Source organism: Haloferax sp. Atlit-10N, assembly GCF_003586325.1.
Taxonomy (GTDB): Archaea; Halobacteriota; Halobacteria; order Halobacteriales; family Haloferacaceae; genus Haloferax; species Haloferax prahovense.
Window position 1 is genome coordinate 1 of the sequence record NZ_PSYX01000011.1, and the last position, 14,776, is coordinate 14,776.

Sequence of the window (14,776 nt, forward strand, 5' to 3'; positions counted from 1 at the left end):
CGAGACAGACATGGAGATCCTCTCGCTACTAGCAGAGGACGCGCGACGCCCGTTCAGCAGCATCGGTGAGGAGGTGGATCTCTCGGGGCCAGCCGTATCAGACCGCGTGAAACGGTTAGAGGAGGCCAATATCATCAACGGCTTCACCATCGACGTGAATCGCGCACAACTGCGAGCTGGTGTTCCGGTATTCATTCAGGCTGAGATTGGATCTGAGTCGCTGGAACCAGCCCGCAAGCAGGCCCGAGAGTCAGATGGTGTCGAACACGTCTTCATGACCTCTGAGGGGGATCTCTGGTTTTACGCACGTGTCGAAGCTCATAACGTTCGTCAGTGGATGAATGGACTCTTCGATGAGATCAATATAGCAGATTATACGGTCACGCTAATCGACGCAATGGAATGGACGCCATCCGTTGATGGTGCCGAGTTTGCCCTTACTTGTGCTGAATGTAACAATACCGTCGATACTGAAGGAGAGACAACACGGATTGACGGCGAGGTTTACCACTTTTGTTGTCCATCTTGTCTCGCACGCTTCGAAGACCGCTATCAGCGACTCGAAGAAGGGGCGTAGTATCCTTTTAGATTTCAAACTTTCGCGGGTCCAATAACCACCCTCTCGAAACAGTAAATCGCGTAAATATAGACCCCGTATAGTAATACGAGCATGACAAGCCAAACAATACATCTCGACATTACGGGAATGTCCTGCGCCAACTGCTCGGCGACGATTCAGGACACTCTCGAATCACTTGAGGGGGTATCGGAGGCGGATGCGAACTTCGCCACCGATGAGGGGTCTGTTACCTACGATCCCGAGACAGTATCGCTTCACGAAATCTACGACGCAATCGACGAGGCGGGCTACGGTGCAGTCTCGGAGACGGTGACCATCGCCATCTCCGATATGACGTGTGCCAACTGCGCCGAAACTAACGAAACTGCTCTCGAAAGTACACTCGGAGTCATTACCGCGGAGGTAAACTACGCGACTGACGAGGCGCAGGTGACCTACAATCCGGCAGAGGTGTCTCTCGATGCGCTGTACGATGCCATCGAAGACGCCGGCTATTCGCCAGTTCGCGAAGACAGTGGCGATGAGGGCTCGGGGCAGGATGCGCGTGATGCCGCCCGCCAGGCTGAGATACGGAAACAGCTCAGGCTAACCCTCTTTGGGGCAGTATTATCAGTTCCACTGCTCTTCTTCCTCATCGACAGCTATCTTCTCGGTGGCGTGTTCGTCCCTGAAACCGTTTTCGGCGTGGAACTCGGCTGGGTCGAGTTCCTGCTCGCCACGCCGGTACAGGCGATCCTCGGCTGGCCGTTCTATAAGAACTCGTACAAGGCGATCGTGAAGAATGGCCGCGCCAACATGGACGTGCTGATCGCGATCGGGTCGACAACGGCCTATCTATACTCTGTGGCAGTCCTTGCTGAACTCATCGCGGGTGGGCTCTACTTCGACACGGCAGCCCTCATCCTCGTGTTCATTACGCTCGGTAACTACCTCGAAGCTCGTTCAAAGGGTCAAGCGGGCGAAGCCCTCCGGAAGCTCCTCGAAATGGAAGCCGAAACGGCGACCATTGTCCGTGAGGATGGTAGTGAGGAAGAGACTCCACTTGAAGAGGTCACAACGGGTGACCAGATGAAAGTCCGTCCCGGTGAGAAGATCCCAACCGACGGGGTCGTCGTTGATGGGCAGTCCGCCGTCGACGAGTCGATGGTTACCGGTGAGTCTGTCCCTGTAGAAAAAGAGGAGGGCGATGAGGTTGTCGGCTCGACGATTAACGAGAACGGCGTTCTTCTCGTGGAGGCCACTAACGTCGGCGAAGATACGGCCCTCCAGCAGATCGTTCAGACCGTCAAGGAAGCACAATCGCGCCAGCCAGATATCCAGAATCTAGCAGACCGCATCTCGGCGTATTTCGTGCCGGCAGTTATCGCGAACGCTATCCTCTGGGGCGTTATTTGGTTCCTGTTCCCCGAAGTCCTCGCTGGCTTCGTCGACTGGCTCCCGCTCTGGGGGCAGGTGGCGGGCGGCCCGGCCGCGGCGGGCGGCACGGTCACCGTCTTCGAGTTCGCAATCATCGTCTTCGCGTCCTCGATCCTCATTGCCTGCCCCTGTGCGCTGGGGCTGGCGACGCCCGCGGCCACGATGGTCGGGACGACCATTGGGGCCCAGAACGGCGTCCTGTTCAAGGGCGGTGACATCCTCGAACGAGCGAAAGACGTCGATACAGTCGTCTTCGACAAGACGGGCACACTCACCGAAGGGGAAATGGAACTCACCGACGTGGTCGTCTTTGATAGCGATGGAAATGTGGTGACTGACGGTGGCGAGCCGACCCCAGATGGTGGACAGCTCAGCACCCGTGAGCGCCTCTCAGAGGATGATGTGCTTCGACTGGCGGCGATAGCTGAAAGCGGCAGCGAACACCCGCTCGCCCGTGCAATCGTCGAAGGGGCCGAAGAACGCGGCCTGGACGTGACTGAGCCTGACGACTTCGAGAACGTTCCGGGCCACGGGATCAAAGCAGTCATTGGTGACAGCGAGGTACTGGTCGGCAACCGCAAGTTGCTGCGAGACAACGACATCGACCCGTCTCCCGCCGAAGAGACGATGGAACGCCTCGAAAACGAGGGGAAGACGGCGATGCTCGTCGCTTTCGAGGGAGAACTGGTTGGTGTAGTGGCTGACGCCGACACAATCAAAGAGAGCTCCAAGCAGGCCGTTACGGCCCTGCAAGAACGGGGCGTTGACGTGATGATGATTACGGGCGACAACGAACGAACTGCTCGTGCGGTCGCCAAACAGGTCGGTATCGATCCTGAGAATGTCCGCGCAGAGGTCCTTCCCGAGGACAAGTCCAACGCCGTCGACAGTATTCAGGACGAGGGTCGGCAGGCGATGATGGTCGGTGACGGCGTCAACGACGCGCCGGCGCTCGCGGTCGCACACGTCGGGACAGCTATCGGGTCGGGCACTGACGTCGCCATTGAGGCCGCGGATCTCACGTTGATGCGCGACGATCCCGTTGACGTCGTGAAGGCGATTCGGATCTCCGACGCGACGCTCAAGAAGATCAAACAGAACCTCGTGTGGGCGCTCGGGTACAACACGGCGATGATTCCGCTGGCGTCTCTTGGCCTCCTGCAGCCGGTGCTGGCCGCAGCAGCGATGGCGTTCTCCAGCGTGTCGGTGCTGACCAACAGCCTGCTCTTCCGGCGGTACACCCCCGATCACGACTACAAGCTGTTCGGACGTTTCCGCTAAATTCCCTCCCACTCCCTCACATATGTCCGATATATCCTGCCACACAGTCCGGCGATACCTGGTCGACACTGCCACCAGCGAACCCACGTATCTCCGCGCTCACGAGATCGCCAGCGATCTCGATGGATCGCCGAAGGCCGTTGCACAGTACCTCAGCCAACTCCAGGACGAACTCGCGGACGTCTCACTCGAGAAGTGGGCTCGCTCGAAGAGTACGACGTGGCGATTGGAAGTGAGTGATTCATGAGTACCGTGACGCGACGCGTCGAGTCTTCGCTTCCGGAAACCGGCTCACGCGAGTGGTGGATATTATATCTGCTTGCCCCTGTCGTCCTCGTCGGTGCCGCACTTCTCGTGTTCCCGAGGCTCGTCTACGATCAGTTCATCTGGCAGTACCTCTGGGGACCAGTCGTTGCCGACGCCGCCGGCCAGCCAGTCACCCACGGGGGGATCCGTGCCGTCCAGGGCTATAACGCGGTGAATACGGTGACGTACCTCGCGGCAGTCGGGTACAGCCTCCACGGACTCCGAGCGTATCTCGACGCGCTGGACGTATCCTTCGACGCCAGGCTCGCATACGGGTTCGCCCCGATCATCATCGCCGGCGGCGCGATGCGCGCCCTCGAGGATATCGGACTGCTCGGCGACTACGCGGTGTGGTTCATCACGCCATCGATTTACTTCGTCGTCACCGCTGTGACCGTCCTCGCGCTCGGCGTCGGCGCACTCGCGCGTGATCGGAATGCCGGTTCAATTCCGTCAACGGTCGGATTCGTCGGGTCGGTCTGGGCTGTCGGTGCCATCGGATGGGCGCTCCGGTACGGACTCTCGACGGGGGCGACATTTCGCCTGTGGGTTCCCATCGCGACGACGGGAATCGCTCTCGGCGTGACCGCGCTCTACTACTGGGGAACGAACTTCGTCGATGTCGCACACCTCCGACACCCGCTGATCCTGCTGGCCGTCTTCGGGCAGCTGTGGGACGCAGCACAGAATCTCATCGGTGTGACGTTCCTCGGCTTCTCCCCGAAACTGGTCGTAACGAACTTCGTGTACCAAGCCACCGGCTTCTCCGGATCGACATTCGTCCTCAAATTCCTCGTGACTCTCGGCATCGTGTGGTACCTCGCGGATGCGAAAGACGAGATGAATCACACCTGGTGGTGGCTTATGACGTTCTTCATCGGGGCGATCGGACTGCCGATGGGCGTCCGTGGGTCACTTCGGATGATGCTCGGGGTCTAATAATGGAGACGATGAACACGAGCGATACGACACGGCAGTACGGCGCGGTAATCGCGCTCGTCTCAGGGGCCCTACTCGCTGCTCTCGGCGACAATCGGCAGCGGGATAATGAGCTCTAACAGCGGGCTCCTTATGTCGCTCCTCGGCGTGATCGTGATCTTCCACGGCGTCGCTCTGCTCACGCCCTACGCGAGTCGGCTCGGGAACGCGAGTGGGCCGCTAATGGTCGGGTACTTGCTGGTGATGTTGCTCAATCAGGCACTCGTTGGCGTCACCGGGAGTATGATCTGGGGGATGGGCGGTGGAATGGAATCCAGAATAAACGGCTGGATAAGCAGCGGTCTGGGCTCGACGATGACTGCTAGAATGGGCTGGGACCTCGGGATGGTCGCGTTCGTAGTCCTGATGCTGCTCAGTGGGGTGATTATGATGAACTCGCATACAATCAAAAACGTCTCAACCCAACCAGTACTCTCTGGAAGCATATGGAGATCCTAGACAGAGAAATCGACCCCGAGCAGGCGTGGATGGGGTCGCTAATCACCGCTATCGCTGCCCTCGTCGGGAGTGCGGTTGTCTTCACCGAACAGGTTTACTACGGATTCCTCTGGCGGTACTTCTGGGCGCCGGTGTTCGCCGACGCGAAGGGTGCCGACTGCGTGGCGTATCTCCGGGACACCGGCGAGGTCGTCGAACCGGCCACCTGCGGGCTACAGAACGCATACGTCGCGTCTCCGGGGTACACCACTGTCTCGACGGTCGCCTACATCATCGTCCTGTTGTATATGCTGGTCGGCGTCTACTTCCTGCTGGACCGGTTCGACCTCGGCCCGGTCCGGCAGTTCGTCGCCGCGCTCGTCCCGTTTATGCTGTTCGGCGGCGCGTTCCGCGCGGTTGAGGACTCCTTCGTCGCCGCACAATTCGCTGGCGTTGCGCCGCCGATTGCGTTCCCTGCCAGCGCGCTGCTGATCAGCCCGTTCATCTACTTCACCGTCTTCTTCATCGCCCTAGCCGCTTTCCTGCTGTCGAAGTGGCTCCAGTGGGCCGGTATGACCGAGAGCTACCAGTGGCCGGTCGCGGGCTTCGGTAGCCTCGCCTTCTTGGGGGCGTTCGGTTACCTAACCGCCCTCTCGGTGACAACTGACTATGTCGGCTCGTATCCACTGGTGCTAATCGTCACCATCGGCCTCGCGACGGCGCTGTCGGTCGGTATCTACTACGGGATGGAGCACTACAAACCCGAGTACAACGCCGGTACGGCCTACGTTGGGCTAATCGTGATCTGGGCCCATACTATCGACGGCGTGGCGAACGTCATCGCGTCAGACTGGACCAGGGCATTCGGTATTTCGGGCCCGGGCTACGGCCCCAAGCACGTCGTCAACCGGATCATTATCGACGTGACCAACGCTGTCCAGCCGGCGTGGCTCACCGATATCATCGGTGACTCCTGGACGTTCCTGCTTGTCAAGCTGGTCGTCGCCGTTGCCATCGTTTCGCTGTTCGACGACGAGTTCGTCGAGGAGAACCCCAACTACGCCGCGATGCTGCTCGTAGCCATCATTGCTGTCGGCCTCGGCCCAGGCACTCGGGACATGATCCGCGTCGCCTTCGGGATCTGAGAGCGGATCGCCCGACGGCGGGTACACAGGACTCGCAGTCGTCGGCGATAGAAAACGGTCTCACACATCGGTCGTTGGCGGTACCGAGGTCCTTCTATCACGCGCACAACCCGCGGATCGATGGGCCGGAATTCCCGATGTTTGATACGGGAGATCGGCCGGTTCACGACCAATCTCCCCGAGAATATGTGGCATCTCGCTCAGCAGATCCAACGCCTCTCGGTAGGACTTCTCGGGTCAAGGGGTTCGAGATGCCCTCGGCGTCTTGTCATCACTGAAGATCGCAGGTCTTTCGAACGGTCTCCGAGACACTCGCCTTGCTTATCTGTAGATGTCATCAACATCTTCATACCTTTGAGTCTATGGATGTTATGCTGGTAAAGCAGCATTCCTCAAAGAATACGCCCCCTTATACTGACATATCTTAATAGAAATCCACATAAGAAAAGAGGGCATATAGTATAACTACGATGAGTATTCAGATCACTGTCAAAGGAATGACCTGCGACGGATGCGAACAGACCGTTCGAGAAGCACTCGAAGGTGTATCAGGAGTCGAACGTGCGACGACCGACCGAGCGACTGATACCGCAACGATTGACGGTGACACCGATCTCGAGAACCTTCGGCAGGCCGTGGAAGACGCTGGCTACTCCGTTGTCGGCTAAACAGTCGATAGCGAGCGCCCGTCGAGTCTCCGATCCAGACACGATATCCGCCAATGATACCCCCGAACACAGCACCCACATTCATCCGGTGTCACTCGGAATCCGAAGCAGAAACATCCCCTACGCACAGCTCCACATGTGTCGAGTGCGATGGAACGGTTATCTATTCCGAGGATCAAGGGGAGTACCACTGTGACGCATGCGGGCTGGTACTCGAAGAGTCGAACATCGACAGAGGGCCCGAATGGCGAGCGTTCACTGAACGCGAGACTTCGCAGAAGTCCCGTGTCGGTGCTCCCGTCACGAACACCCTCCACGATAAGGGACTCTCGACGATGATCGGCTGGCGTGACGAAGACACGTACGGAAACGCGTTGAGCAAACGCCAACAGCAGAAATTCCAGCGACTCCGAACCTGGGACGAACGCTTTCGCACGCGGGATAGCAAGGAACGAAATCTCAAGCAAGCGCTCGGCGAGATCGACCGAATGGCATCCGCACTCGATCTACCCACCCCGATTCGTGAGACTGCGAGCGTGATCTACCGCCATGCCCTCGAGAAAGGCCTACTTCGAGGACGATCGATCGAAGGGATTGGTGCTAGTGCATTGTATGCCGCAGCTCGGCAAGCGAACACGCCCCGGAGTCTCGATGAGGTGGCTGCGGTCAGCCGCATCGACAAGAGCGAACTTGCGCGAACCTATCGATACGTCGCTCGCGAACTCGCGTTGGGGATTGCGCCGGACGATCCAACCGACTACCTCCCACGATTTGCATCCGACTGTGAGGTTTCGGTCGAAACCGAAGCTCGTGCCCGACACCTCCTTGAAGTGGCGGTAGAGCAGGACGCATTGAGTGGGAAAAGCCCGGTTGGACTTGCGGCAGCCGCGATCTATGCAGCGACGAGATGTACGGAGGACAGTCTCACCCAAGCCGACGTGAGCGAGGTAACCAATGTGAGCAAAGTCACAATCAGAAATCGCTATCAAGAGCTGCTCGAAATTGCCGATGATGCGGATCCAAACCAACTATAGTCATGAAAAGACGAACGTTTCTGCAAACAGCTGGAGGACTCGCAGCGGCGAGTACTCTCGCACAGCCGACAGCCGCACAGGAAGCCAAGACAGTCCAGATTACCATGGAGGGGGGAAACTTCTTCATGGACCCAGTAGGCCTGTTCGTCGAACCGGGTGAGACCGTAACCTTCGAGATGGGAGCGGCGGCCCCACACTCCTCAACCGCCTACGAGGACCGCATCCCAAGCGATGCAGATCCCTGGGATAGCGGGTTACTCGACGAAGGAGAGACGTTCGAACACACGTTCGAAGTCGAGGGGACATACGATTACTTCTGTTCCGCTCACGTATCGTTAGGACAGGTCGGTCGGATCGTCGTTGGCAGCCCCGGCGGACCGGCAACAGAAAGTGACATCCCGAATAGTCCACCGAGCGGACAAATGCCAGACAGTCAGACCATTGTTGAGCAGGGATCCGTTGCGTTCCCCTTCACAGGAAGTAGTGGCGGTGGTGGCGGTAGTGGAGGTGGCGATGGCGGAGGGGGTGGGGGTCGGCCCGCCCCGGAAGTTCCGGATAGTGCGAAGATGCTTGGAATCGCGACAGCGACCGCCATGGTGTCGGTGCTCGGGTTGACGTACTTCTTCCTCAAATACGGTGGTGACTATGGACCCGAGTAGAGAGTCTACCGAGTCGCCTCAGCCCACATCGCAGCCGTGGTGTATCCACGGTGTCAGCGCCGGTCCATTTAGGCAGTGTTCGACCACATATGACTGATCCCAAAGAAACCCTCGAAATACAGAACGTAGTTGCCTCGACCACGGTCGGCCAAGAGCTACATCTGGAGGAACTGGCGGACGATCTGTCTGCCTCTGAGTACAATCCAGAACATTTCCCGGGACTCGTCTTTCGCACTCAATCCCCGAAAGCCGCGACGCTCATTTTCCGCTCTGGAAAAGCCGTCTGTACCGGTGCAAAGAGCGTTGAAAACGTTCATCGAGCAGTAACTATTGTCTTTGACGAACTGCGAGAACTCGGGGTGGAGGTCGATGCCGATCCCGAAATAACGGTACAGAATATGGTATTGAGCGGTGATCTCGGACAGCAATTAAATCTCAATGCAATTGCTATCGGTCTCGGTCTCAAAAATATCGAATACGAACCCGAGCAATTCCCTGGTCTTGTCTACCGAGTAATAGAACCCGACGTTGTCGTACTGATGTTCGGCAGCGGCAAGGCCGTGATTACGGGCGCAACAAGCGTTGAAGATGCGGAAATAGCACTCGAAACAGTGCAGTCACAATTGCAAGAAGTAGACCTGATCAATTGATGAGACACACACGATACAGGAACGACGCCGATCAGTCCGCGCGAGCCAGACGCAGTATTCAAGGTACATCTCCTGACCGAGTACAACACGGAAGCATACCACGTCCACGAACAACAATGCCACCGCAGAAGTGCATGTTGAATCGAAGCGAATTATCTGCTCGACGAGGATTGCAATGGAACTCGTTATTGACCGGAGAGCACTGAACCGATGACGCAACATCTCGAACTGGCCGTCTTCGCGTTCTTTGCTTTGATCACGTTGGGGAGTGCCCTCGCAATGGTTCTCGTCGAAGACATGTGGCACTCTGCCCTCCTCATGGGTGTGACACTCCTGAGTGTCGCAGTGCATTATGTTATGCTACGGGCTGAATTCGTCGCTGCGATGCAAGTGCTCGTCTACGTGGGTGGCGTGCTCATCCTGATCAGCTTCGCCGTGATGCTCACACGCAGTCAACCGACACCCGAAACCGCCATTGGAGGTACCACCGATGATGATTGACGATCAGTCCGTTAGAAGCGAACAACGTTGTCACGGCTGTAATAGAGATTTCGCAGTTTCGATTCGGAGCTGGTCGACGACAGCTGGTCGAGACACGCCACTATCGGGTTTGAGGAGGGCGATGTGAGATGGTCGCGGTCCAGTACTATCTACTGCTTTCAGCCGGGTTGTTCTGTATCGGGCTATTTGGAATCCTCACTCGTCGAAACGCATTGATGTTCCTGATGTCGGTCGAACTGATGCTCAACGCGGCGAACATCAATTTCGTGGCGTTCTCGTATCAGTGGGGGAACGTCACCGGCCAGACGTTCAGCCTCTTCGTCATTGCCCTTGCTGCTGCAGAGGTTGCTGTCGGCCTCGGAATCATTCTGGTTCTGTATCGGAACTTCAAGGATGTCGATGTTACCAAGGCAGCAACGATGCGCTGGTAACTCAAATAACTGGTTTCTGATATCTTCGCCTTCGATGTAAAGAAACGGCTATGCTGAAAACCAGACTGTCTAAAGAGAAAATCGCTTGAAATAGCCCCGCATAGATAGACTATGGTGATATTGACGTGAAATCCAATTTAGCGATCCAGGGGATGTCTTGTGCGACGTGCGCCTTGACCATCGAAGACGCCGTCACCAAACTCGATGGTGTAGACTCGATCGACGTCAACTTCGCGACCGACGAAGCTACCCTCGTGTACGATCCGGACGACGTATCCCTTGCAACAATCTACGGGGCAATTGAGGACTCGGGATACACGCCAGAGAGGGTGACTACGACTGTCTCTATCATGGGGATGACGTGCGCGACGTGCGTCGAGACGAACGAAACGGCCATCGAATCCGTCCCCGGCGTCATCACAGCCTCGGTCAACTTCGCGACCGATGAAGCGACCGTCGAATTCAATCCAGCCCACGCGTCGCTCGACCACATCTACGACGCCATTGAGGGTGCCGGTTACGACCCTGTCCGCGCAGAAGGGGACGACGCCGACCTGAGTAAGCAGCGTGAGGAGGCAGCTAAACGGGAGCTACGCAAGTACTGGCGGCTCATCACGTACACACTCCCGTTCGTCTTGCCCTTCTTGGCGGTGATGACTGACTATTACGTTCCGTTCCTCCCCGAGGAGATCTTCGGGATCTCAACGGACTTCTGGGAATTCGCTCTCGTCACGCCGGTGTACGTCGTGCTGGGACGCGTGTTCGTCCGTGGGGCGTACAACGCGTTCAAGAACAGTCGTCGGGCCAACATGGACACACTGGTGGCCGTAGGGACGTCCGCTGGCTACTGGTACAGTGTGGCCGTTACGTTCGGTCTCATCACCGGCGACGTGTTCTACGAAGCCGTCGCCATCATTCTCTGGTTCATCATGTTCGGCAACTACCTCGAGGCGCGCTCGAAAGCGCAAGCCGGCGACGCATTGCGCGAACTCCTCGAGATGGAGGCCGACGAAGCAACCGTCATCCGTGACGGGGAGGAAGTCGTCATTCCCGTCGACGAGGTCGAAGTCGGTGACGTGATGAAGATCCGTCCCGGTGATCGCGTTCCCACGGACGGCGAAGTCATCGGTGGGCAAAGTGCCGTCGACGAGTCGATGGTCACCGGTGAGTCCGTCCCCGTCGAGAAGGGACCGGGCGATGAAGTGATCGGCTCGACCGTCAACGAGAACGGTGTTCTCGAGGTGAAAGCCACGAGAGTTGGCAAGGACACTGCATTACAGCAGATCGTCCAGCGGGTGAAAGACGCTCAGGCTCGCCAGCCCGACATCCAGAACCTCGTCGACAAGGTGGCCGGCGTGTTCGTTCCGGCGGTGATCGTCAATGCCACCATCTGGTCGATTCTTTGGTTCCTGTTCCCCGATACGTTGACGGGATTCGTCCAAGCGCTTCCGCTGTGGGAGCTGGTCGGCGGTGGTCCCGTAGTTGGGGGCGTTCCAGTCTTTGAGTTCTCGGTCATCGTGCTCGCGAGTGCTTTGCTGATCGCCTGTCCCTGTGCGATGGGTATCGCGACTCCCATGGCGACGATGGTGGGCTCAACGATCAGCGCCAAGAACGGAGTTCTCTACAAAGGGGCAGACATCCTTGAGAAGGCGCGCGGCATCGACACCATCGTCCTCGACAAGACCGGGACGTTAACCCACGGTGACATGCGCTTGACGGACGCCATTCCAATCAGCGAGGCCGTCAAGGCCGATGGAGGGACGGAAGCGACTGACAGTGGCGTCGTCGAACGAACGGTCGACGAGGAGGTTCTGCTCGCCGTCGCCGCGAGTGCCGAATCCGGGTCTGAACATCCACTCGCTCGGGCGCTCGTCGAAGGGGCAACAGAGCGAGGCGTTCGGCTCGACGAGCCGACTGAGTTCGAAAACGTTCCCGGGCACGGGATTCGGGCAACCGTCCCACAAGGAAACGTGCTGGTCGGTAACCGGAAGTTAATGCGGGACGAGGGAATCGATCCCTCACCCGTCGAAGCGACAATGGAGCGGCTGGAACGCGAGGGCAAGACGGCCATGCTCGTCGCCGTCGACGGTGAGTTACTCGGCGTGGTAGCGAACGCCGACACGATCCGCGAAAGCGCGAAAGAGACGATCGATGCACTCCACAAGCGGGGACTCGAGGTCCTGATGCTCACGGGGGATAACGAGCGGACTGCCCGCGCAGTGGCAGAGCAACTCGGGATCGTCCCCGAGAACGTTCGCGCAGAGGTCCTGCCGGAAGACAAAGCCGATACGGTTGATGAGATCCAGGCCGACGGGTCGCGGGCGATGATGGTCGGTGATGGTGTTAACGACGCACCGGCACTGACGACTGCACACATCGGTGTGGCGATCGGGTCGGGTACGGACGTCGCCATCGAGAGTGCAGATATCACGCTCATGCGCGATGACCCCGCTGACTTGCTCAAAGCGATCCGGATTGCCGACGCCACCATCAACAAGGTCTGGCAGAACCTGTTCTGGGCGTTCGCCTACAACGCCACGATGATTCCGATTGCTTCGCTGGGACTGCTATACCCAGCGTGGGCGGGGCTGGCGATGGTCTTCTCTAGCCTCTCCGTGATTGGGAACAGCCTCGGATTCCGGAGCTACGATCCCCACGAACCGTACACATATCTGCCGTTCCGACCGTTAGTGTGGGCCTACCGCCAGATTGCCGGCTGATTACGCCGGAACACAGTTCAAACCATCCCTAGCAACATCGACTCATAACTATGGAAACGATACACGCCGACATCCACGGGTTGAACTGCCAGAACTGCGCTCTGAAGCTCGAACGAGCGATTGGCGCACTTCACGGGGTCCGTAACGCACAGATCGAGTTCGAGACTGAAACCGTGACGCTCGAATACGATCCTGACTCCGTCTCGATCGAGCGAATCGTAGCGACGATCAGGAGCTTCAGGTGTGACTCGGAGTGTCTCTTCACGAACGCCGACGATCGGTCGTACGGTATTGGCGTTCGCGAGCCAGGTACCGATGAGAAGCCGTCCAATTCCGGGCAAGGGTGTTGCCAGGTCGGCGTGGACGACGTATGGTGACCATGCCGCTGGTCGCCGGTATCACGGGACGGGGCGATGCATTCGGTCACTCTGGCGCGTGGGCCCTCGCACTAATCGCCATCGTGGTCGTCTCGTGGCTATTTTATCGCTACTTCGCACCACAGCGCTGGCGCGAGTGGGCAGGAGCGGGGGTGGTTCAGGCATTCATCATCGCACTGTACGCTGAAATGTTTGGCTTCCCCCTGACGATCTACCTGCTGGTTCGTTACTTCGGTCTGGATCGGGCGTACGTCAGCGCCAATCTCTGGTCGACGCTGGTCGGAGTGGGTGAAACCGGGATGATCGTCTCGATGCTACTCGGCTATGCAGTGGCGTTCATTGGCGTCGGGTTCTTTATCCAAGGATGGAAACAGGTCTATCGAGCACGACAGGAAGACCGCCTGACCACAGACGGACTCTACAGATTTGTTCGTCACCCTCAGTACACCGGCTTGTTCATCGCCCTCTTCGGGGAAGGTATCATCCACTGGCCGACGATATTTTCTGTTGGTCTCTTTCCGGTTGTCATCGTGACGTTCGCATGGTTAGCGCGCAAAGAAGAACGCGAGATGCTTGATCAGTTCGGCAACGAGTATCGAACGTATCAACGGAACGTTCCGATGTTTGTACCTCGACGTGATCAATGGCGGCGGTTCGTCGGCGAATCGCGATTCGATCCAGATCAATGAAGACGACACCTCTCGACAAATCAGTGTCCCAGTCATCGCGAGAATCGAATGACAAGATAGACGACACAGCCAACCGTGTAACCAACAGCACCGCGTGCGTCGGTGCAGAGATACCTAGTCCTGATCGACTACCTCCGCGCCGACGACAGACTCGGTCAGGGAGCAGACGATGAGCCAGTCTTCGACAGTCGCGGTAATCGGCGGTGCGATAGCAGGGCTGGCAGCTGCCGACGGGTTCCACAACGCTGGATTCGACGTCGACCTCTACGAGCGGCAGTCCTACACCGACAAGCGCGTCAACTGTGGAGAAGCAATGACGAACGTCTCTGCAATACCGCTTGAACCGACAGCAGACCACGGATTTCTCAACCCACTTCAAGCGATGCAAGTCGAGGTGTACGATGGCACTAACGCAGGTCGCAGCTGCACTGGCAGTGGGGAATTCACCGCATCGGATGCCTATATCACCGACCGAAACGTCGTCGAACGCTCGTGGGCCGAACAACTTGGACGGACCGGCGTCAATATCTACGAGAACCAGTCGATCACGCGAACCGAGTTCCTTGAGTTCACGACCGACTATGACCTCGTCGTCGATGCCAGCGGCCAGCCATCGCTTTCCAGCAAGGCACTCGGCACAACTGAGGAGTATTCGGGGCACTTCGTCGCACTCAACGCTGATGTGGAGGGCGACTTTTCGGATCTCTACCCGAATAGCCAGATCGTTCTTGAGAACTACACGGGCTACGCGTGGGCGTTTTCGAAGACAGCACGACGAGCCAACGTCGGTATCGGGTGGACGTTCAGCGAGCGTCCTGATGACTACGTGGCTGCGTTCAGGGCGGCGTGTGACCGAAATGGATGGCCGGAACCGTCACGAGACCGAACGAACGTCGCGATTAT

14 protein-coding genes and 3 pseudogenes are annotated in these 14,776 nt (G+C 58.0%); 15 read left to right on the forward strand and 2 right to left on the reverse strand.

Translation table 11 applies throughout. The features are described from left to right. The 5 genes from C5B91_RS19585 to C5B91_RS19610 form a co-directional block, all read left to right on the forward strand. Positions 1-577, forward strand: a 577-nt coding sequence (locus C5B91_RS19585) for an AsnC family transcriptional regulator (RefSeq protein ID WP_119712897.1), incomplete at its 5' end; no start/stop codon positions are given. A gap of 93 nt (positions 578-670) precedes the next feature. Further along, a complete protein-coding gene (locus C5B91_RS19590) occupies positions 671-3,277 on the forward strand; it encodes a heavy metal translocating P-type ATPase (protein WP_119712898.1) in 2,607 nt (868 codons plus the stop codon). Positions 3,278-3,520: 243 nt separating this feature from the next. Next, positions 3,521-4,522: a DUF63 family protein gene (locus C5B91_RS19600; RefSeq protein WP_119712900.1), complete on the forward strand. Its 1,002-nt coding sequence runs from the start codon at positions 3,521-3,523 to the stop codon at positions 4,520-4,522. 108 nt (positions 4,523-4,630) lie between these two features. Further along, positions 4,631-5,020 carry a hypothetical protein gene (locus C5B91_RS19605; RefSeq protein WP_199708863.1) on the forward strand — a complete coding sequence of 130 codons (390 nt, stop codon included), beginning with the start codon at positions 4,631-4,633 and terminating at the stop codon, positions 5,018-5,020. After that, complete coding sequence (locus C5B91_RS19610) at positions 5,008-6,144, forward strand: DUF63 family protein (RefSeq protein ID WP_119712901.1); 1,137 nt, start codon at positions 5,008-5,010, stop codon at positions 6,142-6,144. Before C5B91_RS19605 ends, C5B91_RS19610 begins: the two co-directional genes overlap by 13 nt. Positions 6,145-6,194: 50 nt before the next feature. Here C5B91_RS19610 and C5B91_RS19615 read toward each other — a convergent pair. Together C5B91_RS19615 and C5B91_RS19620 are read right to left on the reverse strand one after the other, a co-directional pair. Next, positions 6,195-6,305 (reverse strand): annotated as a pseudogene (locus tag C5B91_RS19615) (IS5/IS1182 family transposase); the annotation flags it as partial. Further along, positions 6,280-6,378 (reverse strand): annotated as a pseudogene (locus C5B91_RS19620) (IS5/IS1182 family transposase); the annotation flags it as partial. The pseudogenes C5B91_RS19615 and C5B91_RS19620, both read right to left, overlap by 26 nt. A gap of 236 nt (positions 6,379-6,614) precedes the next feature. Here C5B91_RS19620 and C5B91_RS19625 point away from each other — a divergent pair. From C5B91_RS19625 to C5B91_RS22725, 10 genes and pseudogenes are all read left to right on the forward strand, one after another. Further along, on the forward strand, positions 6,615-6,812 hold the full coding sequence (locus C5B91_RS19625; protein WP_119712902.1) for a heavy-metal-associated domain-containing protein: 198 nt from the start codon (positions 6,615-6,617) through the stop codon (positions 6,810-6,812). Positions 6,813-6,865: 53 nt separating this feature from the next. Further along, positions 6,866-7,846 carry a transcription initiation factor IIB family protein gene (locus tag C5B91_RS19630; protein WP_119712903.1) on the forward strand — a complete coding sequence of 327 codons (981 nt, stop codon included), beginning with the start codon at positions 6,866-6,868 and terminating at the stop codon, positions 7,844-7,846. Between the two features lie 2 nt (positions 7,847-7,848). Continuing rightward, a complete protein-coding gene (locus tag C5B91_RS19635) occupies positions 7,849-8,505 on the forward strand; it encodes a plastocyanin/azurin family copper-binding protein (RefSeq protein WP_119712904.1) in 657 nt (218 codons plus the stop codon). Positions 8,506-8,594: 89 nt separating this feature from the next. After that, a complete protein-coding gene (locus tag C5B91_RS19640) occupies positions 8,595-9,155 on the forward strand; it encodes a TATA-box-binding protein (protein ID WP_119712905.1) in 561 nt (186 codons plus the stop codon). A gap of 210 nt (positions 9,156-9,365) precedes the next feature. Beyond that, complete coding sequence (locus tag C5B91_RS19645) at positions 9,366-9,656, forward strand: NADH-quinone oxidoreductase subunit J (RefSeq protein WP_119712906.1); 291 nt, start codon at positions 9,366-9,368, stop codon at positions 9,654-9,656. Between the two features lie 128 nt (positions 9,657-9,784). Then, positions 9,785-10,087, forward strand: a complete 303-nt coding sequence (gene nuoK, locus C5B91_RS19650) for an NADH-quinone oxidoreductase subunit NuoK (RefSeq protein WP_119712907.1) — start codon at positions 9,785-9,787, stop codon at positions 10,085-10,087. Positions 10,088-10,212: 125 nt separating this feature from the next. Then, the gene (locus C5B91_RS19655; protein ID WP_394337648.1) at positions 10,213-12,807 is read left to right on the forward strand and encodes a heavy metal translocating P-type ATPase; all 2,595 of its coding nucleotides are present in this window, start codon (positions 10,213-10,215) and stop codon (positions 12,805-12,807) included. Positions 12,808-12,857: 50 nt separating this feature from the next. Next, positions 12,858-13,184, forward strand: a complete 327-nt coding sequence (locus C5B91_RS19660) for a heavy-metal-associated domain-containing protein (RefSeq protein WP_119712909.1) — start codon at positions 12,858-12,860, stop codon at positions 13,182-13,184. Continuing rightward, positions 13,178-13,873, forward strand: coding sequence for an isoprenylcysteine carboxylmethyltransferase family protein (locus C5B91_RS19665; RefSeq protein WP_199708864.1), 696 nt, complete (start codon positions 13,178-13,180; stop codon positions 13,871-13,873). The genes C5B91_RS19660 and C5B91_RS19665 overlap by 7 nt, the downstream gene beginning before the upstream one ends. Positions 13,874-14,042: 169 nt before the next feature. Then, a pseudogene (locus tag C5B91_RS22725) lies at positions 14,043-14,776 on the forward strand (NAD(P)/FAD-dependent oxidoreductase); the annotation flags it as partial.

Excerpts from the sequence above, each read along its gene's own strand:
- C5B91_RS19590 (WP_119712898.1), top strand. The coding sequence starts at position 671 with ATGACAAGCCAAACAATACATCTCGACATTACGGGAATGTCCTGCGCC.
- C5B91_RS19600 (WP_119712900.1), top strand. The coding sequence starts at position 3,521 with ATGAGTACCGTGACGCGACGCGTCGAGTCTTCGCTTCCGGAAACCGGC.
- C5B91_RS19605 (WP_199708863.1), top strand. The coding sequence starts at position 4,631 with ATGAGCTCTAACAGCGGGCTCCTTATGTCGCTCCTCGGCGTGATCGTG.
- C5B91_RS19610 (WP_119712901.1), top strand. The coding sequence starts at position 5,008 with ATGGAGATCCTAGACAGAGAAATCGACCCCGAGCAGGCGTGGATGGGG.
- C5B91_RS19625 (WP_119712902.1), top strand. The coding sequence starts at position 6,615 with ATGAGTATTCAGATCACTGTCAAAGGAATGACCTGCGACGGATGCGAA.
- C5B91_RS19630 (WP_119712903.1), top strand. The coding sequence starts at position 6,866 with ATGATACCCCCGAACACAGCACCCACATTCATCCGGTGTCACTCGGAA.
- C5B91_RS19635 (WP_119712904.1), top strand. The coding sequence starts at position 7,849 with ATGAAAAGACGAACGTTTCTGCAAACAGCTGGAGGACTCGCAGCGGCG.
- C5B91_RS19640 (WP_119712905.1), top strand. The coding sequence starts at position 8,595 with ATGACTGATCCCAAAGAAACCCTCGAAATACAGAACGTAGTTGCCTCG.
- C5B91_RS19645 (WP_119712906.1), top strand. The coding sequence starts at position 9,366 with ATGACGCAACATCTCGAACTGGCCGTCTTCGCGTTCTTTGCTTTGATC.
- nuoK (WP_119712907.1), top strand. The coding sequence starts at position 9,785 with ATGGTCGCGGTCCAGTACTATCTACTGCTTTCAGCCGGGTTGTTCTGT.
- C5B91_RS19660 (WP_119712909.1), top strand. The coding sequence starts at position 12,858 with ATGGAAACGATACACGCCGACATCCACGGGTTGAACTGCCAGAACTGC.
- C5B91_RS19665 (WP_199708864.1), top strand. The coding sequence starts at position 13,178 with ATGGTGACCATGCCGCTGGTCGCCGGTATCACGGGACGGGGCGATGCA.